Below are 24,768 nucleotides of genomic sequence, written 5' to 3'. Positions count from 1 at the left end.
AAATGGAATTATTTGAGGGGAAAAAAATAATGCCTTCTTACCGTTCAAGAATATCGACTCACGGGCGTAATATGGCAGGAGCTCGCGGACTTTGGCGTGCAACAGGGATGAAAGATACAGATTTTGGTAAACCCATTATTGCGATTGCGAATTCTTTTACACAATTTGTACCAGGGCATGTCCATCTAAAAGATCTTGGACAATTGGTTGCACAACAGATAGAAATTGCCGGTGGTGTTGCAAAAGAGTTTAATACCATTGCTGTCGATGATGGAATTGCGATGGGGCACGATGGAATGCTTTATTCTTTGCCCTCACGTGAAATTATTGCTGATTCTGTAGAGTATATGGTCAATGCCCATTGTGCGGATGCTCTTGTCTGTATTTCTAATTGTGACAAAATTACCCCTGGAATGTTAATGGCTGCTTTACGGTTGAATATTCCAACAATCTTTGTTTCAGGCGGTCCTATGGAAGCCGGTAAGATTAAATGGAAAGATCAAGATTTAAGGGTTGATTTGGTTGATGCCATGGTTGCTGCCGCTTCAGATCTGAATTCAGAAGAAGAAGTTGCTGAAATGGAGCGTGCTGCTTGTCCTACATGTGGTTCTTGTTCAGGAATGTTTACGGCCAATTCCATGAATTGCTTAACGGAAGCCTTGGGGCTTTCGCTTCCTGGAAATGGATCCGTGTTAGCAACACATAGAGATCGACAGATGCTCTTTGAAGAAGCTGGAAGGCAGATTGTTGCATTGGTCAAGCGTTATTATGAAAATGATGATGAAACAGTTTTGCCACGCTCTATTGCTTCACGCAAGGCTTTTGAAAATGCCATGACCGTTGATATAGCCATGGGAGGATCAACCAATACAGTACTGCATCTTTTAGCAGCGGCGCAGGAAGGTGAGGTGGATTTTACCATGACGGATATCGATCACCTTTCACGTCGTGTTCCAGTTTTATGCAAGGTTGCACCTGCTGTTGCGAATGTCCATATGGAAGATGTTCATCGCGCGGGAGGTATTATGGGGCTTTTAGGCGAACTAGATGCGGCGGGACTCATTGATACATCAACTTATACGGTTCATGCAAAAACGATGAAAGAAGCTCTTGATTATTGGGATATAAAACAAACCAGTGAACCAACAGTTCGTACATTTTATCGTGCTGCTCCAGGGGGTATTCCAACACAGAGAGCTTTTAGCCAATCTTGTCGCTATGAGACTCTTGATCTTGATCGTGAAAAAGGAGTGATCCGCGATAAGGAACATGCCTATTCACAAGATGGAGGATTGGCAGTTCTTTATGGAAATCTAGCCAAAGATGGCTGTATTGTAAAAACAGCAGGCGTTGATCAATCAATTTTGACTTTTAAAGGTCCAGCAAGAATTTTTGAAAGTCAAGATTCAGCTGTTTCAGCAATTTTAAATGATAAAATTAAAACAGGTGAAATTGTTTTAATCCGTTATGAAGGACCACGTGGGGGACCTGGAATGCAAGAAATGCTTTATCCCACGAGTTATCTCAAATCTAAAGGATTGGGCAAAGTTTGTGCACTTGTTACGGATGGACGTTTTTCAGGGGGCAGCTCAGGGCTCTCGATAGGACATGTTTCACCAGAAGCGGCTGAAGGAGGAGAAATTGCGCTGGTGGAAGAAGGGGATATCATAGAAATTGATATTCCAAACCGTAGCATTCATATGTTGGTTGATGATGTTGAGATGAAGCAGCGTCGTGCTAAGATGGAAGCAAAAGGAAAAGATGCTTGGCAACCGGTTGAGAAGCGTCAGCGTAAAGTTTCAAAGGCTCTCAAAGCTTATGCTGCGATGACAACATCTGCAGCAAAGGGTGCAGTTCGTAATATTTGATGAGATGAAGGACGCGTTTTATAAAAAAGAGAGAGTGAAAATCTTCATTTTTTGAGATACGGGAAGGAGTTCAAAGGTCTTTTAAGAAAATAAAAAGAAGCAAGATTCACTTATAAAACCTATGTAAAACCGGTATAAAGAGCTCTTTATCGTTTAAAATGTGAAGAAAATGGATAACTTCATTATCTATGAATTTATCATGCAAATTTGGGTGGTATTCCAACACAGACAGCTTTAGACCAAAGCTGCTTCTATGATAAAAATAATTACGATAACAGTAATATTGATCGTGAAAAAGTATGATTCATTAAACATGTTTATTCGCAGGAGAGAGAAAATTTCATAACAATCTTTGTAAAAAATGACTGTTTTGTAAAAAGCGTCGATATTGATTAATTTTTTTGTATAAAAGTTAGCCTTGATCTAAGGAAATATGAGGATAGGTCCGTTTTTTCTCTCTATGCTTATCAAAATATGTTGTGCAGAAAAGAGAATAGGAACGAGTGAAGAGCGATTTTATACTAAAACCTATCAAAAAAGGGGACTGGTAATTTCCTATTAAGAAAGCTTTTTAATAAAAAAGAACATCTATTTTTTATAGGGGGGTATTCTTTTCAAGCTGTTTGAGGTGATAAATTGCTTCTAAAGCTTGCTTAGGGGAGAGTTCATCGGGATGAATATTTTTTAAAGCTTCGTGAAGCGCATCATGTTTGTTTCTCTCTTCGTTGAGGGGAGAGGTTGCTTTAAGAGAAAAGAGTGGTAAGTCATCAATGAGTTTATGCCCTTTTCCAGCCATTTCACCTTGTTCTAATTGATGGAGGACATCTGTCGCTCGTGTAATAACGGCTGGAGGAAGCCCAGCAAGCTTTGCAACTTGTACCCCATAGGATCGGTCAGCGGCTCCTGGTGTGACCTCATGAAGAAAAACCACATCACCATTCCAATTTTTGACTTTCATGGTTACATTATGCAGTCTGTCAAGTTTTTCGGTAAGAGCAGTCATTTCATGAAAATGGGTAGCAAGAATAGCACGACAGTGGTTAACTTCATGGAGATATTCAACGGCTGCCCAAGCAATAGAAAGCCCGTCAAAGGTTGAAGTTCCACGTCCTATTTCATCGAGAATAACAAGAGAATGGTTACTAGCATGATTGAGAATCGTTGCTGTTTCAACCATTTCCATCATAAAGGTTGAGCGCCCTCGTGCAAGATCATCGGAAGCACCAACGCGACTAAAAAGGCGATCAACGACGCCAATATGCGCTGAGGTTGCTGGAACAAAGGACCCCATTTGCGCCATAATAGCAATGAGAGCATTTTGCCGTAAAAAAGTTGATTTTCCTCCCATATTAGGCCCTGTCAAAAGCCAGATTGCTGCATATTGCTGATTTTCTTGCACAGAGAGATCACAATTATTGGCAACAAAGGGTTCTGCTGCTTGTTTGCGGAGTGCTTGCTCAACAACAGGATGGCGTCCCCCGCTGATATGAAAGGTCAGTGAATGATCAATTTTAGGGCGGCAATATCCTTGTTCCTCAGCAAGATGTGCTAAAGCGACAGAAACATCTAAAATAGCAAGCGCTTCAGCGGCTTTACGAATAAAATCAACTTGTTCAATAATTTCCTGAACAAGAGCATCAAAGATTTCCAGTTCAAGTGTCAAGGCGTGGTTGGCAGCATGGGCAATACGACTTTCAAGATCAGCAAGCTCTGTTGTCGTAAAACGCATAGCGTTTGCCATTGTTTGCCGATGAATAAAACGTGCTTTAGCTTGTGGATTATTTGTAAGGGCAGATGCTTGTATATTGGTAACTTCAATGAAATAGCCTAGAATATTATTATGCTTTATTTTTAGCGTCTTAATATCTGTTTCTTGGGCATATTGCGCTTGAAGTTCAGCAATGACACGGCGCGATTCATCCCGTAAAGCACGCATTTCATCGAGCACTTTATGATAATTGGAACGAATAAAACCACCATCACGTTTAAGTAGTGGGAGATCATCGGCTAATGCTTGGTCTAAATGGCAATGTAAAGCAACGGGTAGATTTGAAAACACCTGTTGTATATCACTTATTTCTTGAGGCAGGAGCTCATTATTAAGAAGCTGGTGAATTTCACGAATGATTTCAAAGCCGCGCTGAATCGTTGCCATATCACGGGGACCTCCTCGTCCAAGAGCCAAACGTGAAACAGCGCGGGGCATATCTGGTCCCCCTTTTAAAGTGAGCTTTATCGCTTCTGCAAGAGAAGGATTACGGAGAAAAAAATCAATAGAATCCAAACGTGTATCAATCGCTGAAGGGGTTGTGAGAGGAGAAATAAGGCGATCGATGAGAAGGCGAGATCCCCCCCCTGTTACAGTGCGATCAATAGCTTTTAATAGGCTTCCATCCCGTTGACCTGATGTCGTTCGAATAAGCTCAAGGCTTAGTCTGGTTGCGGCATCAATAAAAAGGGTAGCACTTTCATTTTGGCGCTCAGGTTGCATGAGAGGAGGACGATGCGTGATTTGTGTTTTTTCGATATAACGAATAGCAGCTACGATGGCAGAGAGTTCACAGCGTGAATAATCGGCAACACCTTCAAGCGTTGAAAGTTTAAAATAAGTGCAAATATCGCGTTCAGCGGTGAGGGTATCAAAGAGACAAGCCGGTTGAGGTGCAACGATACGATCAAGAATATTAAAAAGTGATTTGTGCGATTTATCATAAAAAAAGGAATCAGCAACAATGATTTCTTGCGGATCCACACGCATAATATCTGCTAAAAGTTTTTCTTGACGGCTTTCTGTTACACGAAATATACCTGTTGAAATATCAATCCAAGAAAGGGCAAATTCTTCTCCATCGCCGGTTTTTATACGGGAAAGTGTCATCAAATAATTTGCGCGTGTTGGATCAAGGAGTTTTTCTTCTGTTATTGTTCCAGGGGTTACAAGGCGAACAACATCACGCCGAACGACAGATTTTGAGCCCCGTTTTTTTGCCTCAGCAGGATCTTCTGTTTGTTCACAAACAGCAACGCGATAACCACAAGCAATCAGTTTTTGCAAATAATCGTCTGCAGCATGAACGGGAACACCACACATAGGAATATCTTGCCCTAAATGTTTTCCGCGTGCTGTGAGTGTGATTCCTAAAGCTTGAGCAGCTTCAATTGCATCATTAAAAAATAATTCATAAAAATCTCCCATTCGGTAAAAAAGAAGGGAATCATGATGGACGGCTTTGATTTCTATGTATTGCTCCATCATAGGTGTAAGACGTTCTTGGGAGGAAGCAGAGAGGGAAGCAGGCTGTGGAATTAAATTATTTTGATGGTCGTTTTTTTTATCCATTTTTACCTGGCCTGTTCTCTTTCAGTGAGGCTTTTGCTCTTTTTTGTTTACTTCGATATTTATTTATCTCTAAATTGCAACACATCATCAGATTTGCTAAGGCAAAGAATAGCGATTTCTAACATATGAATCAAATTTAATGATTATACGCATTATCAAGCAAAATTTACACTGTTTTTGGAGAAAATAAAGTGAGATGAAAAAGAGCGAGCAGGATCAAAAAACACCCCAAACGATTTACAGTGCGAGCGAACGAGAAGCTCTTGATTTTCATAGTCGAGGTCGACCAGGAAAGCTTGAGATTGTTGCAACAAAGTCTATGACAACACAGCATGATTTAGCCCTTGCTTATTCACCGGGTGTTGCAGTTCCAGTTAAGGCAATTGCTCAAAATCCAGCGCTAGCTTACGATTATACAGCAAAAGGCAATCTTGTTGCTGTTATTTCAAATGGTACAGCTATCTTAGGGTTAGGAAATTTAGGCGCCCTTGCCTCTAAGCCGGTCATGGAAGGCAAAGCAGTGCTTTTTAAGCGTTTTGCGGATATTGATTCCATTGATTTAGAAATTGATATCAACGATACGGAAAGTTTTATCAATTTGGTGCGTCATTTAGAGCCCTCTTTTGGTGGCATTAATCTTGAAGACATTAAGGCGCCTGAGTGCTTTATGATTGAAAGTCGCCTACGTGAGGTGATGAATATTCCTGTTTTTCACGATGATCAACACGGTACAGCAATCATTGTAGCTGCTGGTGTTCTTAATGCTTTGATTTTAACAGGGCGCGATATGCAAAACACACGGTTAGTCTGTAATGGTGCTGGTTCTGCTGGGATTGCTTGTATTGAGCTGATTAAAGCGATGGGCTTTCGTTCTGAAAATATCATATTATGTGATACAAAGGGTGTGGTTTATGAAGGACGTAAAGAGGGAATGAATCAGTGGAAATCGGCGCATGCTGTTCGAACGGATAAACGTACGCTTATGGAAGCAATGGAAGGGGCAGATATATTTTTCGGGGTTTCTGCTAAAGGTGCACTAACTGCTGAAATGGTAAAATCTATGGCGCCAAAGCCAATTATTTTTGCCATGGCCAATCCTGATCCAGAAATTACGCCGGAAGAGGTTTTGCAAGTGCGTCAGGATGCCATTGTAGCAACAGGGCGTTCCGATTATCCAAATCAGATTAATAATGTTCTCTGTTTCCCTTATATATTTCGTGGTGCACTTGATGTACGTGCAACGGTTATTAATGAAGAGATGAAAATTGCTGCGGCGAGGGCCCTTGCCGATTTAGCACATGAGGAAGTTCCTGACAGCGTTGCAGAAGCCTATCGCGGAAAGCGATTAAAATTTGGTCCTAATTATATCATCCCTGTTCCTTTTGATCCGCGTTTATTCACGGTTGTTTCAAGTGCGGTAGCAAAAGCAGCAATGGAAAGCGGTGTCGCGCAAAAGAGCATAGATGATTTAGAGGCTTATGAGCGCGATTTGAAAGCGAGACGTGATCCTATTTCTTCGATGATGCGAGGGGTTTATCACCATGTTCGTCAAGCACCAAAACAAATTGTCTTTGCAGAAGGTGAAGAAGAGCAAGTCATGCGGGCTGCCGTTTCCTATGTTCATCAAAAATTAGGACAAGCGATTTTGGTTGGTCGTGAAGAGCAAGTAAGAGAAACGGCTGTTATCGCTGGAATTGATTTGGAGCGTGAAGGTATCTCACTGATGAATGCTAAGCTTTCCTGTCGTACCGATGCTTATGCGAATTATCTTTATAAAAAGATGCAGCGTCAAGGCTGGCTGTTGCGTGATTGTCATCGACGTATCAATAATGATCGAAATTATTTTGCTGCGTGTATGGTGGCACTAGGAGATGCGGATGCAATGGTTACAGGGGTGACACGCAATTATGAAACAGCGCTGATTGATATACGTCGGGCAATTGATGAAAAACCAAAAGAACGATTGATTGGTATTTCAATAGCTATTTGCCGTGGCCGAACTGTATTTATTGCGGATACTGCTGTTTATGAAAATCCTAATGCTGAAGAACTTGCAGATATAGCAGAACAAACCGCTTTGTTTGTGCGTGGATTTGGATATCACCCAAGGGTTGCGTTTTTAGCATTTTCTACGTTTGGTTATATGAAAGGGAAGGTTACACAGCAAATTCAGGATGCGATTAATATTTTGCATGAGCGTAAAGTTGATTTTGAGTTTGATGGAGAAATGAGTGCTGATGTAGCGCTTAATTCAAAATTGATGCAGCAATATCCATTTATGGGATTAAAAGAGCCCGCTAACATTTTGGTTATGCCCGGATATCACGCGTCTTCCATTGCAAGTAAAATGTTACAAGAACTTGGTGAAGCGACCATCATTGGTCCTATTTTAATTGGATTGAAAAAATCTGTCCAAATTGTACCGTTTAGTGGTAACGATACAGATGTTGTCAATATTGCAATGCTTGCAGCTTATCATGCAGCAAAAGTCACCTAAAGGAAAAAAGCCCCTCGTAGATCATAATATATCAAGGGGCTTTATGATAGCAAAGGAATAAATTTTTAAGATGGCTGTATTTGATTGTCTTTTTGTTCTTCAGCGAGACGCTTTTGGAAGAGGGCTGCAAAATCAATAGGATCAATCCACAAAGGTGGAAAACCACCATTTTGAGTAGCATCAGATATAATTTGGCGAGTAAATGGAAATAAAAGACGGGGACATTCAATAAAGACCAGTGGCATAACATGTTCTTGTGGAATGTTTTTAAGGTGGAAAACACCACCGTAAATTAGTTCTACATGAAATAAGGTTTCAGTGTCATCATTAGCTTTGACGGAGAGAGACAAGACAACATCATAATTGTCATCCCCAATTGGGTTAGCATTGACATTAATATTGATATCAATTTGTGGTGATTTTTCACGCGCACGCAATGAATGAGGAGCGCCTGGATTCTCGAATGATAAATCTTTTAAATATTGCGTTAATACAGCAAAAACCGGCTCTCCACCACTGTTGTTCATTTCACCTTCGGCCATACGACGAACCTCTCTCATTACAATTATGTATATTATTTTAGATCTAAAGATCGAATTGGTTATCACGCCTTGCAAAAGGTTGCAAGGAATGCGCTCTTTATCTTGATTATTTTTTTTCGGTCATTACAGATTTTTTAGGTATTTCAATGGTTATCATCATTTTTGCGCCATGGAGATTCTGTCGTATCATGAATTTTGTAATCTTCAGCGTTAAGATCAATTATTTTTTCAGAGTCATTTTTTCTTTTCGTATTGGGCTTCATTGTGTTTTTTAATGATGTAAAGAAATGCCAAGCAACAGAGCGAATTGGTTTAATAAGAAGTAATATGCCCAAGAGATCAGTTACAAAGCCGGGAAGAATAAGTAAAATCGCACTAAACATGATGCAAGCATCATGAATAATATTGTTTTCTAATGTGCGTCCTTGGATAAGTTCACTTTGTATGTTTTTTAAAAGGCTAAATCCTTGAATTCGCAATAAAACCACCCCAACTATGGTTGTGAGAATAACCAAACTCAAAGTTGCCAAAATGCCAATTTCTTGACCAACAAAGATAAAACCAGCGATCTCAATTAAAAGAATACAGAGCAAAATAACGACAAAAAAACGAGGATTTATAGAATAAAGTTTTATCACATGAAAATTTCCTTCTGGATGAGGAGGGGAGAAATTCTTAAAGAGTACTCCTTATATAAAATCTATAAAAATATATGAATGGTAGGATTCCCTATTTTACATATTTATTGATAAATGATATTGACTGCAATGTTTATTACAGACTTAAGCTTTGGAGATTGACAGCGCCCATGGAATTTGACGTTATACTTGTCATCGCTCTTGTTGTTATGGTTGTCATTTTTGTGCAACTCCGTAGTGTATTAGGGAAGCGAATTGGGTTTGAAAAGCCTCCCTTTGATCCTTATTCACGTCGCTCTAAAAAACAAGCTGAGGCAGAAACGACTGATAATATTGTTTCGTTCCCTCATCAAAAAAATTCACAAAAAGGCGATTTTAGTGAAATTGATAAGATTGCACCAGAGGGAAGTATTTTGAATGAAAATTTGCGAGCACTGTGTAGAATTGACCCTCATTTTTCTCCTCAAATTTTTATAAAAGGTGCGCAAATTGCTTATGAAATGATTGTAACAGCTTTTGCCAAAGGTGATCGCAGTCAACTTAAAAGCTTGCTTTGTCAGGATGTTTTTGAGAGCTTTTGTGCTGCTATTGAGGAACGAGAAAAAAACAAAGAAAGAATAGAGTTTACTTTTGTTGGAATTAATAAAATCGAGTTTGTCGCGGCGACAATACAAGATAAGGATGAACTTTTAACGATACGTATTATCAGTGAGATGATTTCTGTTACTTATAATGAACAGGGCGAGCGTATAGACGGGGATCCCGATGCGATTGTAGAAATTAGGGATATTTGGACGTTTGTTCGCAATAGCCTATCGCCGGATCCAAATTGGAAGCTTTTTGCTACAGAAGATGAAAATTAAAGTACTTTTTTCTTCCATAAGTACTCAATGATTTATGAGAAATTGAAGATTTATGAGAAATTGAAATGTCCTCAAGTGAATGGAGACAAAAAAGAGATTTATTGGCTTCACGAGATCGCCTTTTATGGGAGATGGTTTGTCGTACGACAACACCGCTTTATGGTAAGAGAATCTCTTCTATTTCAGAAGCGATTGCAAGTAATAATGATAAAAAACAGAGCATAACTCAAATCCCCTCAGTTTCTCAGGAAAATCAACAATACTTGACAATGATTAAAAAAGAGAAGAGAGCAGTTACACAAGCGCATAAGATTCATTTCTTTGATCGTGTTGCACATCGTAAAATTTCCCAAGGTCGTTATCCTCTTGAGGCGCGTCTTGATCTTCACGGTTATATGCAGGAAGAAGCTTATTTTTTCTTAAAAAAATTTCTACAATCCTCTCAGCAGAGTGGATTGCGTTATGTCCTTGTGATTACAGGAAAAGGTCGATCCGTTGGGAGTGATGGAGCTTTGTATAGATTTGTTCCGTATTGGTTATCAACACCAGCTTTTCAATATTATGTTCATGCGTTTGAGCAAGCAGCGCGTCAGCATGGTGGTGAAGGTGCGCTTTATGTTTGGTTGCGTCGTTTTGTGTCGGGAAAAGGAATGTGATGCTATTGTAGTCGTTCCAGGTTTAATATTGATTTTACAAGATCCCGTATGTTATAGATCATAGAAGAGGCATGATAAGTATTGATTTATAATTATAATTCTCTTCTCTTACGTAAGAGCGTTGAATACAGTATTCTTTTATTTTTTAACTTTCTTATAAAGAATTATAAAGACTATTCGTCTTATACACTACACATTGCATCGTGCTGTTGTTTTTTTATGGTTTAAAGACATTTCACCACTCACGCAAAACAGAACATTTCAAGCAGAATACACTTATGTTGCATATTCGCGTGCTTATTTTAGAGAAATATCTCTTAATACTTTCAAGCTTATTCAATGGCAGGGCACGAAAAATAGTAATCTCCATAAAGCGTAAAAATTTGTTATAACCTCCATCTTTACGCTTAATAAAAGTGCAAGCCGGAAACATCACACACTTTGCTAGCCCTTAATATTGCAAAACCCTTGGCATTTGAGAGGCTTTATAAGAGGCATGCTTTTCTTTAAGTATTTTTACTCTACGTGGCTCCTTTAGCTTGTGACGCGCAAACGAAAGATTTTTATTGATTCAATATAGGGGAGCTCAAAATGAGAGAGATATTCGTGGATTTCACTCAGATTGCCAAACGATAAATTATTTTTATAACCACCACATTACTTTATTAGGTATACGAAGAATAAAAACATAATAAATTGAGAAACAGTATTATTCAAAACATATTCCTATGAATATTTTCAGGAAGAAATGTTCTCATTCATTAAAAGTCTCATCAAATTTCTTTCTCATAATAATTCGATCATTGAAATTGAATAATGAGAAGCAGAAAGCGCAGAATATGAAATTATATTGCTGATCTTATATTCTTATTCGCCGTCTTTCAGATATTGGTTGAAATGCTAGCTTAGCATGAAAAGCACAATAGGGGCTATTTTCATCAGAATCGGCACCACAAAAATGAAAATCGGCTGATAATGGATCGCCAACCGGCCATCTACATGTATTTTCACTCAATTGTAGCAGATTAAGTTGACGTGATATAGGCACCACTACATTAGATTTTGTGGACATATCAACTTCTTTTACATCTTCTGCTACAAATTCTGTCTTTAAAGTTGTTTCTTCAACGTTGACAGATGATGTGCTTATTGGCGATACCGCAGCTGTGTTGCGGCGCGTACGTGGAGATGATGGGTTGCTTCCTGCGGGAGTTTTTTGCGCACGGGCACTTCCTTGTGCTGTCTTGCCACGTCCTGGCAACTTTAATCGATGCACCTTGCCGATGACTGCATTTCTGCTGACCCCACCTAATTGAGCAGCAATTTGACTTGCACTTAATCCTTCACTCCAAAGCTTCTTAAGAAGCTCAACACGTTCACATGTCCAACCCATATCAGCACTCCATTCCAATTACGTCACCGCGATGCTCCCCCCTTTGCATCTTCAAATGTTTCAATAATGTTTTCAATGCGCTGAATGAAAGAATTTTACACTCTAAATGAGCATAAGAAAATCATCCAACCTGTGGAACTTACAAATAAAAACACATCATCTTGCTTAACTATAGTGTAAATTACAATATACACTCACTCCCTGACAAGAGTCTTTACCTCTTGAATTGTTTATTTAGAATGTTTTCCCCAACTTGCAAATCAATTATAGGTTAAACGTTCATTTTTGTTTAAGGCTTTTCCCCAAAATTCTTATTTGTAGAACCTTCATTGACTTTTTTTCAATTGGTGTAATGATTTATTCCATAGATATAATCATTAATCTAGTGAAATGTTGAAAGCACCGTAACGAAATGTATCATGTTGTTTTATTTGTAGTGTTGCTTTGTATATATTGAAAAGGTTAAAATATAAAGGGAATTATGATGGATGCCATCTCTATACAACCACTTTATGAATGCTTTGCACGACGAAATTTGCATTTTGAACAGGGGCATGGTGTGTGGCTTATTTCCGATAAAGGAGAACATTATCTTGATTTCACATCTGGCATTGCTGTTAATGCATTAGGGTATGCCCATCCTAAATTAGTTGATACGCTCAAAAGACAAGCTGAAAAACTTTGGCATGTTTCTAATCTTTTTCAGTCTCCTGAACAAACAGCTCTTGCCACAAGGCTTTGTGCAAATAGTTTTGCGGATAAGGTTTTTTTCTGCAATTCAGGTACTGAAGCATTAGAATGCGCCTTCAAAACGGCACGTTATTATTACTATGCTGCGGGTCATTCAGAGCGCATTGAAATAATTACTTTTGAAGGGGCATTTCATGGACGGACACTTGCAGCACTTGCTGCGACCGGGCATGCAAAATATCTTGAAGGCTTTGGACCTAAAGCTGGTGGATTTATTCAAGTCCCTTTTTGTGATGAAATCGCTTTGTGTAACGCTGTTAATAAAAATACCGCCGCTATTCTTATTGAACCCATTCAAGGAGAAGGAGGAATACGAACGGTTTCTTCTGAATATTTAAGATTTTTGCGCAAAATATGCGATGATAATGGTTTGTTGTTGATTTTTGATGAAGTCCAAACGGGTATGGGACGCACAGGAAAGCTTTTTGCTTATGAATGGAGTGATGTCACGCCTGATATTCTTACCCTCGCGAAAGGATTAGGAGGTGGATTTCCATTAGGCGCTTGCCTTGCAACGGATAAAGTTGCAAAAAGTATGACACCTGGGACCCATGGTTCAACCTTTGGAGGAAATCTTCTTGGAATGGCTGTAGGAAATAGTGTTCTTGATATTCTGTTAGAGCCAAGTTTTCTCAACCATGTGCAAAACATGGGGGATAAACTGAAAAGTGGACTTTGGCATATTCTCAATATCTATCCTGATATTATCTGTGCAGTTCATGGGATGGGACTTATGGTGGGTATTCAATGTGTTGTTCCTTCAAATCTTGTTGTCAATGCGTTGGAAAATGAATATCTCTTAAGTGTTGCTGCCAACAACAATGTTGTGCGCTTATTGCCTCCTCTTATCATCAGGGAAGAAGAAATAGATGAAAGTTTGCATCGTATTGAAAAAGCAATAGCTTATCTTTTCGCAAATCAATAAAGAAAGACAAATATCACACACATGATAAATGCTCTTCGTCATTTCACGGATTTATCCATTTTAACGCCAGCAATAGCACGCGCCCTGATCGATTATGCAAAAATCCTTAAGGCATCTTTTAAAGCAGGGAAAGGTTCAAAACCTTTTGTGGGTAAAACACTCGCGATGATTTTCGAAAAACCATCCACACGAACCCGTATTTCATTCGATATCAGTATGCGCCAGCTTGGGGGAGACACAATAATGCTCACGGGTTCTGAGATGCAACTTGGTCATAGTGAAACCATAGCTGACACGGCACGCGTTTTATCCCGTTTTGTGGATATCGTGATATTGCGAACAACAAAACATCAACGCATGCTGGAATTGGCACAATATGCACAAATTCCTGTCATTAATGCCCTTACAGATGATACACATCCTTGCCAAATTCTAGCAGATATCTTAACCTATGAGGAATATCGAGGGCCAATTGCTGGCAAAATAGTTGCGTGGATGGGGGATGGGAATAATGTGCTCCATTCGTTGATTGAAGCGGCAGCTCTTTTTGATTTTCATTTGCGTATTGCCACTCCAAAAGGCAATGAACCACAGGAAAAATTTATACATTGGGCACGTGAGCGAGGAGCGCATCTTACACTAACCAATAATCCGCAAAAAGCGGCTCAAGATGCTGATTGTATTATGACCGATACATGGGTCTCCATGGGACAAGAATTTCGTGCTCGTCATCATTCTATTTTTCAGCCTTATCAAGTTAATGAAGCTCTTATGAAATTAGCAAAACCTGATGCTCTTTTTATGCATTGCCTTCCTGCTCATCGTGGTGAAGAAGTTGTAGATACTGTGATTGATGGACCGCACTCAGTGGTTTTCGATGAAGCTGAAAATCGTCTTCATGTTCAAAAAGCAATTCTTTCTTGGTGTTTACAAGATGTGTTTTTCTCTCCACAATAGCCTCCCTACAACAAATTATAATAAAAGGTAAAGCCATGAGTGAACAAACGAAAGATGGAGCCTTTCTCAATAACAACGCCTTGCATGAAGATGATAGTGTTATTCCTTTTCAAGTTGAAGAACTTGATATCCGTGGACGTGCTGTACAACTTGGGGAAACTTTAAATTCTATTCTTAACAGGCATCAATACCCTGAACCAGTTTCTTATCTTCTGGCAGAAGCTTTACTTTTAACTGTTCTGCTTGGAACTTCTCTCAAGCTTACGGGAAAATTTATTTTACAAACCCATTCCGATGGACCCGTTAATATGGTGGTGTGCGATTTTTCTCCTCCTTCCAGTTTACGGGGATACGCTCGTTTTGATAAAAAACTGCTTAAACAAGCCATAGATAATGATCAAACCTCTTCAGAAACACTTTTAGGAAAAGGCACTTTAGCTTTCACGATTGATCAAGGTCCCCACATGCAACCCTATCAAGGGATAGTTGCATTAGATGGATCAAATTTACAAGAAGCTGCTCGTACTTATTTTGATCAATCAGAGCAAATTCCTACCGATATTCGTTTGGCTGTTGCTATATTAATCAATCGTGACAACCAAGGAAAACCGCAGAAAAGCTGGCGAGCTGGAGGTATTTTGACTCAACTTTTGCCCCAAGCATCGTCCCATCATAAAATAGATGACCTTCATCAAAAACGAGAAGAAACAAAAAACCAAACCCAGTTAGATAATCAATGGCAAGAAGCTAAAATACTCATGGCAACGATTGAAAGTGCAGAATTAACAGATCCCCACGTCGGGAGTAAACAACTCTTGTTCCGTCTTTTTCATGAACAAGGTGTGAGAGTTTTTAATCCTTTTTCTCTTGTCGACCAATGTTCTTGTTCACGCGAAAAAATTAAAGGAATCTTAGAAGGTTTTCCGATTGATGAACGCAATAAAATGGTTAAAAATAAACATATTTCAGTTACATGTGAATTTTGCTCAAAAACGTATCATTTTACACCGCAAGAATTTTTGGAAGAAAAAACATAATTAAATATTTTTCATAAAAAATGATGATTGCAACAAAAGCCCATTTTATTCGCGCTATAAAAACTTAAGCACAAGCGCATATGAAGCTCTAGAAGTAGCACTTTTCGATGTATATCAATGATCTTTCTGTTGAAATCACGATTCATTGGATATGCTTTTTAAAAAAGAGTGCCCTGTAAAAGCTACTTTCTTCTCTCGAAAGGGCTTCTTTTTGACTATAGTCAATATTTTCTTACTCGAATTCATCTTACTTAAGAGTCGAAAAAAGATCATTGGTTATAACCATAAGAGAAATTATCGAGAGAATAAGAACCTATAAATAAAATGGCGTGCATAGAACGATAAAACTTTGTCTTCTTACAAACCTGCATTATTATATTTTTTAACTTAAAACGTTTTTTATTATACTTATATTAAAAAAATGCACAAAAAGGTATTTTTAGCCTTTTCTTAGATGTTTTTCTTGATTCAACATAAAAAGATTTGAAAAAATCTCATAGTGTTCGATGTTTTCATTTAATAGAGAAAAATGGTAAATTATATTTATAAATCAATCTATTGATATTTTATTTTCTTCTATTATGATTGCTTGTTCAATTTTTGGTAGAATTTTTTTTTGATAAATTTGCCATGTTAAGGGACCAACATGTTTGGCGATAATGATGCTCTCTTTATTCAAGAGAAAGGTTTCTGGTGGTCCATATACCCCCCAGTCAATGGCTGTATATCCTGAAACATCAAAGCCAATCAATTTAAAAGGATTACCAAAACTATTTAAAAAGCGCAGGGCGTTTGCTTTATTATCCTTATAATTAATACCAATAAGATCAAAACGCTTATCTTGTGCAATTTTCATAAGAAGAGGATGCTCTTGGCGACAAGGTAAACACCAAGAACCCCAAAAATTGATCAATGTGACACGTCCTTTAAACTGTTTTGAATTAAGATAACTTTTCTTATCAAGAAGAGGAAGGAGCGTATTGGGGGCAGGTTTTCCAGCTAATGCATTTGGGAGAAGAGAAGGATCTTGAGGGTATTTTTTATCCATAAAGTTGAAAAAAAACACCATGAGAAGAAGAAAAAGCACAAATGGTCCAAAAAGAACAAACAAAACAGGCAAAGATATATTTTTTTTAAGTTTTGGAGGGATATTCTTCATTGTATTTTTCTTTTTGTGACAGCTCTTTTTTGTTTAGCTGTTGGAGAATTTTTTTTTGGTATAGGGCTTTGCAAAGAATATAGCCAATAAGACATAAGAGGGAGATTGCAGAAAGCGTATAGCTTAAAACAACAATTTGCTTGTGTTTAAGGGTGCCAAGGAAAAAATCAATTTTCAAAGATAAGTTTCCTAAAAGTCCACTGTGGATGCCATTTAGGTCAAGCATGATGAAGAGTCCTGGTGTTGTGCACGACGGGATTTTTTAATCTGAAGTATTTGGATATGACGACGATTGATTTCATTTCGCATAGCCATCAAATAGAGCGTAATAAACATAAAGATGAAACAAAATAACATGGTTATAAGGGGCAATAACATAGTATTGTCGATTGTTGGTCCTCCAGCACGTAACAGAGAGGCTGGTTGATGCAATGTATTCCACCAATTAACGGAGAATTTAATAATAGGGATATTAACAGATCCAACAAGGGTAAGAATTGCAGTAGCGCGAGCGGCTTTTACTTGGTTGTCAAAAGCACGTCCAAGCAGGATAATGGCAAGATAGATAAAAAGCAGAATTAAAACCGATGTTAACCGTGCATCCCATACCCACCATGTTCCCCATGTAGGGCGCCCCCAAAGTGCTCCTGTCATGAGAGCTAAGGCGGTAAAAATTGCTCCAATGGGCGCGCCACATTTGAGAGCTACATCAGCAAGATGATATTTCCAAATCAAATTTCCTAATGCCGCTACACTCATCGTTACATAACAGAATGTAGACAACCACGCGAAAGGTACATGAAGGTACATAATCTTAACAGTCATACCCTGTTGATAGTCATCAGGGGAATGCATCACGAGAATGAGTCCTAAGATAAGAAGACACAATGTTATGCCGGCTAACCAAGGTATAATGATTTTGCTTATTTTCATAAAACGGGCAAAACTTGCAGGGAGTGACCTCATTTTATATGTGTGAGATAATTCATTCATGAAATTCATAATAGGCAGAGTTTTGCTATGCGGCAATCATCTTTTATTATTCTGATAAAAGCTTGAGCGTTAGTGCGGCAACAAAAGAGCTAAAGAGACTCAAAAAAAGTGAAAAAGCGCTAAGAAGAGCTAGGGAAGTGAGAAAAGAGGCATTTGGATTTGTTGGAGCCGTAGCCGCTGAAACGCCAAAAATCATAATTGGAATGATCCACGGTAAGATAATGATGAAAATAAGAAGAGTGCTATGCAACAATGAGCTTGCAAGTGCTGCTCCTATGGCGCCAATAAAAATAATAGCAGGTGTTCCGCATAAAAGAGTAAGTATTGTTGTAAAAGTTATCGTTACATCTAAGTGGAGCATGAGGGACAAAATAGGCGTAGCAAAAATGAGAGGAAGCATCGTTCCTACCCAATGGGCGATGCATTTGGTAAAGACAATCAGCATAAAACTTTGTCTTTGTTCTGAAAGGATAAATTGGTCGAGATTGCCATCATCACGATCAATTTGAAAAAGTTTATTCAGATTAAGGAGTCCTGAAAGAAGGGCACCAAACCACAATATTCCTGGCCCTATTTGTGCAAGAATTTTGGGATCTGGTCCAATAGCAAAGGGGGTTATGATCACAACAGCGATGAAAAACAATAGTCCTGTTAGCGACGAGGCTTGTGGCGCTAATAATAGTTTAAGATCACGCCAGAACAGTGCTTTCATTTTATTCTCTCCTAGAGAGGTAAAAATTTTTCCAGAGCGATTGTATGGTTTTCTGGAATGCCTAAAGAATTATGGGTTGCGGCGATAATCATACCACCTTGATTGAGATGACGCTGGAGAATACGAGTAAGGCGTTTTTGAGCATGGTTATCAAGTCCCGATATGGGTTCATCTAAAATCCAAATAGGACGATAGGAGAGCAAAAGGCGGGCAAGAGCGACACGCCTTTGTTGTCCAGTAGACAGAGCGTTAAAGGGTAAATATTCAAGATCAGAAAGACCAAGATCGGCAAGGGCTTCATAGGGGGAGCATAGAGGTTGTCCATAAAACTCTGCCCAAAATTGCAAATTATCAATGACAGATAAAAGAGGTTTCATGGCATTTTGAGGACCAAGATAATGACACGCAGTTGTAACAGGGTATCTTTGTTCATAGTCTTTAAGTATTATATGACCTTCAGCAGGTTCAAGAAGACCGACAATGATTCGGAGTAATGTAGATTTTCCAATGCCATTTGGTCCAGTGATTGTTATCAATTGCTGTGGAAATAAACGAAAAGAAAGACCTTTGAATAGAATTTCCTCGTTTCTGTAAGCTGCTAAATCTTTGCCTGATAACACCATGCGATTGCCTATTTTTTTATTTTCCTATTCTTTATTGCATTATAGAATAAAAAAACACGTTTTTTTATGCAATTGTCCCTAGAATAGTTCTAGAAATAGTTCTATAAGAGGTGCGTTACATCAAAATCTGGTGTAGAATGGTTTTTGGCGCTGATTTCCGCATTTACCTATGCAAGGTGGAGGGGGAAGTGGATGGCGGAGGTAATTGCGTCTGCACTCAAGCTGCGACCTTGACTCGTGGTTTGTGTTGTTCATTCCTGGAAATTGGGTAGTTTGTAGTATGAGGGTGGACAGTCATGACTCACATTGATAGCTTTAATTGTCGCAGAACGTTAAATGTTAATGGCAAAGAATATACTTATTATAGCTTGATCGAAGCGGAGAAGAATGGGCTTGAAGGCATTTCGCGTTTGCCGTTTTCGATGAAAGTTATTCTCGAAAATTTATTGCGCTTTGAAGATGGTCGCACGGTTAAAAAAGAGGATATCCTCAATGTTGCTAAATGGTTAAGCGACAAAGGGAGCGCAGGGGCAGAAATCGCCTACCGTCCTGCACGCGTTCTTATGCAAGACTTTACTGGTGTTCCGGCGGTTGTTGATCTTTCTGCAATGCGTGATGCTATGGTCAAACTTGGTGGTAACGCTGAAAAAATTAATCCTCTCATCCCCGTTGATCTCGTCATTGATCACTCAGTTATTGTTGATGATTTTGGCACTCCCATGGCTTTTAAGGAAAACGTTGAGCATGAATATGAACGCAATGGTGAGCGTTATCGTTTTCTGAAATGGGGACAACAAGCCTTTCAAAATTTTCGCGTTGTTCCTCCAGGAACAGGGATTTGTCATCAGGTTAACCTCGAATATTTAGCACAATGCGTGTGGATGAAGAATGAAGAGGGGGGGGAGACAGTTTATCCTGATACTTGTGTGGGAACTGATTCGCATACGACGATGGTTAATGGTTTGGGTGTTTTAGGTTGGGGTGTTGGTGGCATTGAAGCCGAAGCGGCAATGTTAGGCCAACCCGTCTCTATGTTGTTACCTGAAGTGATTGGTTTTCGCCTAACAGGGAAGCTTAAAGAAGGTGTAACAGCTACCGATCTGGTGTTGACGGTGACCCAAATGCTCCGCCAGAAGGGTGTTGTTGGTAAATTTGTTGAATTTTTTGGCCCTGGTTTGGAGCATATGACGCTTGCTGATCGGGCGACGATAGGGAATATGGCACCTGAATATGGAGCAACCTGTGGCTTTTTTCCAATTGATAAGGAGACGGTGCGTTATCTCAATATGACAGGGCGTGATGAAAATCGAATTGCCTTAGTGGAGGCTTACTCCAAAGCACAAGGAATGTGGCATGACGAAGTGGTGGCTAATCCCATTTTTAGTGATACCATTGAATTAGATATGGGAACCGTTGTTCCTTCTATGGCTGGTCCTAAACGTCCTGAAGGACGTATTGCATTGGAAAATGTTGGGCAAGGTTTTGAAAAGGCATTGGTTGAAGACTATAAGAAAACTTCTGGACAAGATGAGCATTATCAGGTTGAAGGAGAAGAATATACGCTTAGTCACGGTGATGTGGTAATCGCAGCGATTACTTCTTGTACAAATACATCGAATCCAAGTGTTCTTATTGCAGCAGGTCTTTTGGCCCGAAATGCTGTGGCAAAAGGTCTCAAAAGTAAGCCATGGGTAAAAACTTCTCTTGCACCTGGTTCACAAGTCGTTGAAGCTTACCTTCAAAATTCGGGATTGCAAAAGGATTTAGATGCATTAGGATTTAACTTAGTAGGGTTTGGGTGCACAACATGTATTGGGAATTCTGGTCCTTTGCATCCAGCTATTTCCAAAACGATTAATGACAATGGTATCATTGCCGCTGCAGTTCTTTCAGGAAATCGTAATTTTGAAGGGCGTGTTTCCCCTGATGTGCAAGCGAATTATTTAGCTTCCCCTCCATTAGTTGTTGCACATGCACTTGTCGGGACGGTGTGTAAAGATTTAACCAAGGAACCTCTTGGTGAAGATTCAGATGGTCAACCGATTTACTTGAGAGATATTTGGCCAACTTCTCAAGAAATCCAGGCGTTTATCGAAGAAAATGTCACGCGTAAGGTTTTTGCCGAAAAATATGCAGATGTTTTTAAAGGAGATGAAAATTGGCAAAAAGTTCAGATCCCTACAGGGTCTACCTATTCTTGGGATGAGCAATCCACCTATGTCCGTAATCCACCTTATTTCGATGATATGCAGAAAACGCCGGATGTCTTACCAGATATTAAGGATGCACGAATTTTAGGTTTGTTTGGTGATAAAATCACGACAGATCATATTTCTCCTGCTGGTTCTATTAAGGCAGCTTCTCCTGCTGGAAAATATTTAATGGATCATGGTGTTAAGGTGGCTGATTTTAATCAATATGGGACGCGCCGTGGGAATCATGAAGTTATGGTTCGTGGGACCTTTGCCAATATCCGCATTCGTAATTTCATGTTAGGAGAAAATGGTCGAGAAGGAGGTTATACGGTTCATTATCCCTCAGCGATAGAACAAACCATTTACGATGCAGCAATGGCGTATAAACAAGAAGGTATTCCGCTCGTTGTTTTTGCGGGGATTGAATATGGTAATGGATCATCACGCGATTGGGCTGCCAAGGGGACCAATCTTCTTGGTGTTAAAGCGGTGATTGTGCAATCCTTTGAAAGGATTCATCGCTCTAATCTTGTTGGTATGGGCATTGTCCCTTTTGTCTTTGAGGAGGGGCTAAGTTGGAAATCTTTAGGCTTAAAGGGAGATGAAAAGGTAACAATTGAAGGGATTCATAATTTAAAACCTCGTCAAAAGACCGTAGCGAAAATTACTTTTTCTGATGGTACGGTAAAAGCCGTTCCATTATTATGCCGTGTTGATACTGAAGATGAGCTGGATTATTTACATCATGGTGGAATTTTGCAATATGTCTTGCGTAAGCTAGCCGTTTAAATGCCTTTTTGTTGAGGAATATCTTTAAACGATTAAGCTATAAAGTTTCGGATCAAAGAGTTTGGTTTCGTTTTTTATGTCTGTCTTTGAAAATTTAATTGACGTTGGCTTTGACATTGCGCTATAAGCTACGGAAATTGTAAGCAGCTTTATAGTTTTGCTTGAGATAGGTTTGTTTATATTGGTAGAGTTATTATTGAGACTCATTTTACCAAGGTGTTGAAAGAGAGATTATTTTATGGCGAATACACCTTCTGCTAGAAAAGCGGTGCGCAAGGTTGCAGCACGCACACAGGTTAATAGGGCCCGCCGTTCACGCGTTCGTACTTTTATGCGTAAGTTTGATGATGCTTTAGCGGGAGGCGATAAGGCATCTGCAGAAATTGCATTTAAGAATTTTGAGCCTGAGATTATGCGTGCGGTTTCTAAAGGAGTTTTTCATAAAAATACTGCTGCGAGGAAAGTATCGCGTTTAGCGAGGCGTTTGAAGGCTCTCAGCGTTTAAGCTTTTTCTGTTTTATTCAGAATCAAGCCAGTATCCGTAAGGATGCTGGCTTTTTGTTTTATTGTTTCAAAAAGTTTCTATTGAAAATAAGAATCGACAGCGATTCTCCTCTTGAAAAAGGAGAGAAAGTTTATAGGGGGGAGTTTGGTTATCCACAAGCTTTGTGGATTTTTACAGAGTCTTTTTTGTCAAGCATTTTATTTTTTTTTTTTAATCTGAAGAGATTCTTTAATGATTGGTAAATTCAGAGGAAAAAAATGAATTGAATCAATTATTTTTCTCATTCCTCATTGAAACAAGCATTTTTTTTGGGCTTTTGACTTTATTTTGACCTCTTGCATTTTACCTCTGCTGTTTTGTATGGTTCTTGTGAAGACTAAAAAGCATGAAGGGGTCACATCAGCCTATTATCCTGTATTTTGTTGAATATAGAATGCTTTGGTTTAGGCTTTTCGCAGCTTTTGTGTTGGATAGCTTTCCTAACGTTTTTTTTAGTTTTCTTAATTGGTATGTTTACCATTTTAGAAGGGTGGGTCATATCATGAGTGCAAGTAAATCTTATTGGTCATCTTTGTTAGTGGGGTTGTGATGAGGCTATCCCTAGGGGAGGGTGAGTAATCTTGTTTGGGGTAGGGCGTTTTGCCTTCGCTAGATTTATTTTAGCTGTTTGGCAGGACAAAATTTTATTTTTATCAGGATGGAAGATGGTGGATAAATTGAACTCTAAAGCTAGTTCCTTTAAAAGGGTTTCGGTGAATGTCCTGTCGGCAGAGAACATAATAAAGAATAGGATGACGGAGAGTGGTGAGGTCGTTTGTAGCAATGCTTCTATAGGGCATTCTATTGTTTCAGAGGAGGAAAGTGCGACGGCTTTTATACGTGTTATGGCACAATTAAAGGCGCAGGTTGGTGTTGAGGCTTATACCAGCTGGTTTGGTCGTGTGAAACTTGCTGAGTATAGTCATACTCTTGTAAAGCTTTCTGTTCCTACCGCTTTTTTACGTTCATGGATTAATAATCACTATGGTTCTCTTTTGACTCATTTATGGAAACAAGAGAACTCAGCAATTCTTCGTGTTGAAGTCGTCGTTCGCGGTATGGAACGCGTTTCAAAGGATGTTGTTTGTAAAACAAGTGCGCCTTCTGTTGTGCTAGAGGAGCAGGTGACTTCATCTTTTGTTGAGAGTTGTGTAGAGCATTCAGCCAAGAGTTCTCAAGCGGGAGTTTTTGGATCTCCACTTGATTCTCGCTATACTTTTGAAAGTTTTGTTGAGGGGGCTTCTAATCGCGTTGCTTTAGCAGCAGCACGTTCAATTGCGGAGGGGCATAAAAGTGCTTTGCGTTTTAATCCTCTTTTTATTCATGCGTCTGTTGGTTTAGGAAAAACACATTTGCTTCAAGCGATTGCAGCGTCTGCATTGAAGCGTTTAACGTCTGCACGTGTTATTTATTTAACTGCTGAATATTTTATGTGGCGTTTTGCAACAGCTATTCGTGATAATGATGCTCTTTCTTTTAAAGAACAGCTACGCGATATCGACCTTTTGATTATTGATGATATGCAGTTTTTGCAGGGTAAGTCGATACAACATGAATTTTGCCATTTGCTTAATATGTTGCTTGATAGTGCAAAACAAGTTGTTGTCGCTGCAGATCGTCCACCAGCGGAATTAGAATCGCTTGATCTTCGCGTTCGGTCTCGTCTTCAGGGAGGAGTTGCCCTTGAAATTGAGGCACCAGATTATGAAATGCGTTTGCAAATGTTGCGCCAGCGGTTGAAAGTGGCACAGCAAGATGACGGCATGATATCAATTTCTAATGATGTCTTGGAATATATTGCGAAAACGGTTTTAGGGTCGGGGCGCGATATTGAAGGCGCATTTAACCAGCTCTTATTTCGTCAATCTTTTGAGTCTGATTTATCTTTAGAGCGGATTGATGAGTTATTAGGTCACTTGACACGTCCAGGTGAACCTAAGCGTATTCGGATTGAAGAAATTCAGCGTACGGTAGCACGCCATTATAATGTTTCTAAACAGGACTTGTTATCTAATCGTCGAACACGTACGGTTGTAAAACCACGACAAGTTGCAATGTATTTAGCGAAAGTATTAACGCCTCGCTCATTGCCAGAAATAGGGCGCCGTTTTGGTGGGCGTGATCATACAACAGTTTTACATGCTGTGCGTAAAATTGAAGATTTAGTTTGTGGTGATCAAACCTTGGCCAAGGAACTTGAATTGTTGAAGCGGTTGATTGGAGAGCAGGCTGTATAGTGTTTATCATTTCTTTATTTTAAGAAACTCTAAGGGATTTAATGAAAGGA

The 24,768-nt window shown here is 39.2% G+C and carries 18 protein-coding genes and 1 pseudogene; 10 read left to right on the top strand and 9 right to left on the bottom strand.

Translation table 11 applies throughout. The annotated features are described in order from the left end of the window. Window positions 1-29: 29 nt before the first annotated feature. Window positions 30-1,868, top strand: coding sequence for a dihydroxy-acid dehydratase (gene ilvD, locus PVV66_RS00265; RefSeq protein WP_273717490.1), 1,839 nt, complete (start codon window positions 30-32; stop codon window positions 1,866-1,868). Between the two features lie 595 nt (window positions 1,869-2,463). On the opposite strand, the gene mutS is transcribed toward ilvD, so the two are convergent. Then, the gene (gene mutS / locus PVV66_RS00260; RefSeq protein ID WP_273717491.1) at window positions 2,464-5,208 is read right to left on the bottom strand and encodes a DNA mismatch repair protein MutS; all 2,745 of its coding nucleotides are present in this window, start codon (window positions 5,206-5,208) and stop codon (window positions 2,464-2,466) included. Window positions 5,209-5,404: 196 nt separating this feature from the next. On the opposite strand from mutS, the gene PVV66_RS00255 reads away from it, so the two are divergent. Beyond that, on the top strand, window positions 5,405-7,705 hold the full coding sequence (locus PVV66_RS00255; protein WP_273717492.1) for an NADP-dependent malic enzyme: 2,301 nt from the start codon (window positions 5,405-5,407) through the stop codon (window positions 7,703-7,705). Between the two features lie 65 nt (window positions 7,706-7,770). Here the strand turns inward: PVV66_RS00255 and secB are convergent, their stop codons facing one another. Together secB and PVV66_RS00245 are read right to left on the bottom strand one after the other, a co-directional pair. Next, window positions 7,771-8,247 carry a protein-export chaperone SecB gene (gene secB / locus PVV66_RS00250; protein WP_273717493.1) on the bottom strand — a complete coding sequence of 159 codons (477 nt, stop codon included), beginning with the start codon at window positions 8,245-8,247 and terminating at the stop codon, window positions 7,771-7,773. 143 nt (window positions 8,248-8,390) lie between these two features. Continuing rightward, window positions 8,391-8,885, bottom strand: a complete 495-nt coding sequence (locus tag PVV66_RS00245; protein WP_273717494.1) for an FxsA family protein — start codon at window positions 8,883-8,885, stop codon at window positions 8,391-8,393. A gap of 170 nt (window positions 8,886-9,055) precedes the next feature. Here PVV66_RS00245 and PVV66_RS00240 point away from each other — a divergent pair, with 170 nt between their 5' ends. Together PVV66_RS00240 and PVV66_RS00235 are read left to right on the top strand one after the other, a co-directional pair. Beyond that, window positions 9,056-9,748: a Tim44/TimA family putative adaptor protein gene (locus PVV66_RS00240; protein WP_273717495.1), complete on the top strand. Its 693-nt coding sequence runs from the start codon at window positions 9,056-9,058 to the stop codon at window positions 9,746-9,748. 65 nt (window positions 9,749-9,813) lie between these two features. After that, the gene (locus tag PVV66_RS00235) at window positions 9,814-10,404 is read left to right on the top strand and encodes a Smr/MutS family protein (protein WP_273717496.1); all 591 of its coding nucleotides are present in this window, start codon (window positions 9,814-9,816) and stop codon (window positions 10,402-10,404) included. Between the two features lie 859 nt (window positions 10,405-11,263). On the opposite strand, the gene PVV66_RS00230 is transcribed toward PVV66_RS00235, so the two are convergent. Beyond that, entirely contained in the window at window positions 11,264-11,797 is a 534-nt protein-coding gene (locus PVV66_RS00230) for a GcrA family cell cycle regulator (RefSeq protein ID WP_273717497.1), read from the bottom strand. Window positions 11,798-12,281: 484 nt separating this feature from the next. On the opposite strand from PVV66_RS00230, the pseudogene PVV66_RS00225 reads away from it, so the two are divergent. The 3 genes and pseudogenes from PVV66_RS00225 to PVV66_RS00215 all read left to right on the top strand — a co-directional run bounded on the left by PVV66_RS00225 (window position 12,282) and on the right by PVV66_RS00215 (window position 15,466). Continuing rightward, window positions 12,282-13,497: pseudogene (locus tag PVV66_RS00225) on the top strand (aspartate aminotransferase family protein). Further along, entirely contained in the window at window positions 13,494-14,429 is a 936-nt protein-coding gene (gene argF, locus PVV66_RS00220) for an ornithine carbamoyltransferase (RefSeq protein ID WP_273717498.1), read from the top strand. The pseudogene PVV66_RS00225 and the gene argF overlap by 4 nt, the downstream one beginning before the upstream one ends. A 35-nt stretch (window positions 14,430-14,464) precedes the next feature. Then, entirely contained in the window at window positions 14,465-15,466 is a 1,002-nt protein-coding gene (locus PVV66_RS00215) for an Hsp33 family molecular chaperone (RefSeq protein WP_273717499.1), read from the top strand. A 550-nt stretch (window positions 15,467-16,016) separates the two neighbouring features. Here PVV66_RS00215 and PVV66_RS00210 read toward each other — a convergent pair. Genes PVV66_RS00210 through ccmA form a run of 5 tightly spaced genes read right to left on the bottom strand, consistent with a single transcriptional unit; the run spans window position 16,017 to window position 18,953 of the window. Further along, entirely contained in the window at window positions 16,017-16,625 is a 609-nt protein-coding gene (locus PVV66_RS00210; RefSeq protein ID WP_273717500.1) for a DsbE family thiol:disulfide interchange protein, read from the bottom strand. Beyond that, window positions 16,600-16,851, bottom strand: coding sequence for a hypothetical protein (locus PVV66_RS00205; protein ID WP_273717501.1), 252 nt, complete (start codon window positions 16,849-16,851; stop codon window positions 16,600-16,602). Before PVV66_RS00205 ends, PVV66_RS00210 begins: the two co-directional genes overlap by 26 nt. Further along, a complete protein-coding gene (locus PVV66_RS00200; RefSeq protein ID WP_273717502.1) occupies window positions 16,839-17,618 on the bottom strand; it encodes a heme ABC transporter permease in 780 nt (259 codons plus the stop codon). Before PVV66_RS00200 ends, PVV66_RS00205 begins: the two co-directional genes overlap by 13 nt. A gap of 46 nt (window positions 17,619-17,664) precedes the next feature. Beyond that, window positions 17,665-18,330 (bottom strand): heme exporter protein CcmB, encoded by a 666-nt coding sequence (ccmB, locus tag PVV66_RS00195; RefSeq protein WP_273717503.1) that lies wholly within the window; start codon window positions 18,328-18,330, stop codon window positions 17,665-17,667. 11 nt (window positions 18,331-18,341) lie between these two features. Beyond that, complete coding sequence (gene ccmA / locus PVV66_RS00190; RefSeq protein ID WP_273717504.1) at window positions 18,342-18,953, bottom strand: heme ABC exporter ATP-binding protein CcmA; 612 nt, start codon at window positions 18,951-18,953, stop codon at window positions 18,342-18,344. A 296-nt stretch (window positions 18,954-19,249) separates the two neighbouring features. On the opposite strand from ccmA, the gene acnA reads away from it, so the two are divergent. From acnA to dnaA, 3 genes are all read left to right on the top strand, one after another. Continuing rightward, the gene (gene acnA / locus PVV66_RS00185; RefSeq protein WP_273717505.1) at window positions 19,250-21,937 is read left to right on the top strand and encodes an aconitate hydratase AcnA; all 2,688 of its coding nucleotides are present in this window, start codon (window positions 19,250-19,252) and stop codon (window positions 21,935-21,937) included. Between the two features lie 238 nt (window positions 21,938-22,175). Further along, complete coding sequence (gene rpsT / locus PVV66_RS00180; protein WP_100128210.1) at window positions 22,176-22,442, top strand: 30S ribosomal protein S20; 267 nt, start codon at window positions 22,176-22,178, stop codon at window positions 22,440-22,442. 704 nt (window positions 22,443-23,146) lie between these two features. Next, complete coding sequence (gene dnaA / locus PVV66_RS00175; RefSeq protein ID WP_273717506.1) at window positions 23,147-24,718, top strand: chromosomal replication initiator protein DnaA; 1,572 nt, start codon at window positions 23,147-23,149, stop codon at window positions 24,716-24,718. Window positions 24,719-24,768 lie beyond the last annotated feature (50 nt).

Source organism: Bartonella sp. AU16XJBT, from assembly GCF_028618665.1.
Taxonomy (GTDB): Bacteria; Pseudomonadota; Alphaproteobacteria; order Rhizobiales; family Rhizobiaceae; genus Bartonella.
Note: the sequence above shows the minus strand (reverse complement) of the source record. Positions and strands in the feature narration are given on the sequence as shown.

Bases quoted from the DNA above. Each gene is read 5' to 3' on its own strand.
- PVV66_RS00230 (WP_273717497.1), bottom strand. From the start codon at position 11,797: ATGGGTTGGACATGTGAACGTGTTGAGCTTCTTAAGAAGCTTTGGAGT.
- PVV66_RS00210 (WP_273717500.1), bottom strand. From the start codon at position 16,625: ATGAAGAATATCCCTCCAAAACTTAAAAAAAATATATCTTTGCCTGTT.
- PVV66_RS00205 (WP_273717501.1), bottom strand. From the start codon at position 16,851: ATGCTTGACCTAAATGGCATCCACAGTGGACTTTTAGGAAACTTATCT.
- argF (WP_273717498.1), top strand. From the start codon at position 13,494: ATGATAAATGCTCTTCGTCATTTCACGGATTTATCCATTTTAACGCCA.
- ccmB (WP_273717503.1), bottom strand. From the start codon at position 18,330: ATGAAAGCACTGTTCTGGCGTGATCTTAAACTATTATTAGCGCCACAA.
- secB (WP_273717493.1), bottom strand. From the start codon at position 8,247: ATGGCCGAAGGTGAAATGAACAACAGTGGTGGAGAGCCGGTTTTTGCT.
- rpsT (WP_100128210.1), top strand. From the start codon at position 22,176: ATGGCGAATACACCTTCTGCTAGAAAAGCGGTGCGCAAGGTTGCAGCA.
- PVV66_RS00215 (WP_273717499.1), top strand. From the start codon at position 14,465: ATGAGTGAACAAACGAAAGATGGAGCCTTTCTCAATAACAACGCCTTG.
- PVV66_RS00200 (WP_273717502.1), bottom strand. From the start codon at position 17,618: ATGAATGAATTATCTCACACATATAAAATGAGGTCACTCCCTGCAAGT.
- dnaA (WP_273717506.1), top strand. From the start codon at position 23,147: ATGGTGGATAAATTGAACTCTAAAGCTAGTTCCTTTAAAAGGGTTTCG.
- ccmA (WP_273717504.1), bottom strand. From the start codon at position 18,953: ATGGTGTTATCAGGCAAAGATTTAGCAGCTTACAGAAACGAGGAAATT.
- PVV66_RS00240 (WP_273717495.1), top strand. From the start codon at position 9,056: ATGGAATTTGACGTTATACTTGTCATCGCTCTTGTTGTTATGGTTGTC.
- PVV66_RS00255 (WP_273717492.1), top strand. From the start codon at position 5,405: ATGAAAAAGAGCGAGCAGGATCAAAAAACACCCCAAACGATTTACAGT.
- ilvD (WP_273717490.1), top strand. From the start codon at position 30: ATGCCTTCTTACCGTTCAAGAATATCGACTCACGGGCGTAATATGGCA.
- mutS (WP_273717491.1), bottom strand. From the start codon at position 5,208: ATGGATAAAAAAAACGACCATCAAAATAATTTAATTCCACAGCCTGCT.
- acnA (WP_273717505.1), top strand. From the start codon at position 19,250: ATGACTCACATTGATAGCTTTAATTGTCGCAGAACGTTAAATGTTAAT.
- PVV66_RS00235 (WP_273717496.1), top strand. From the start codon at position 9,814: ATGTCCTCAAGTGAATGGAGACAAAAAAGAGATTTATTGGCTTCACGA.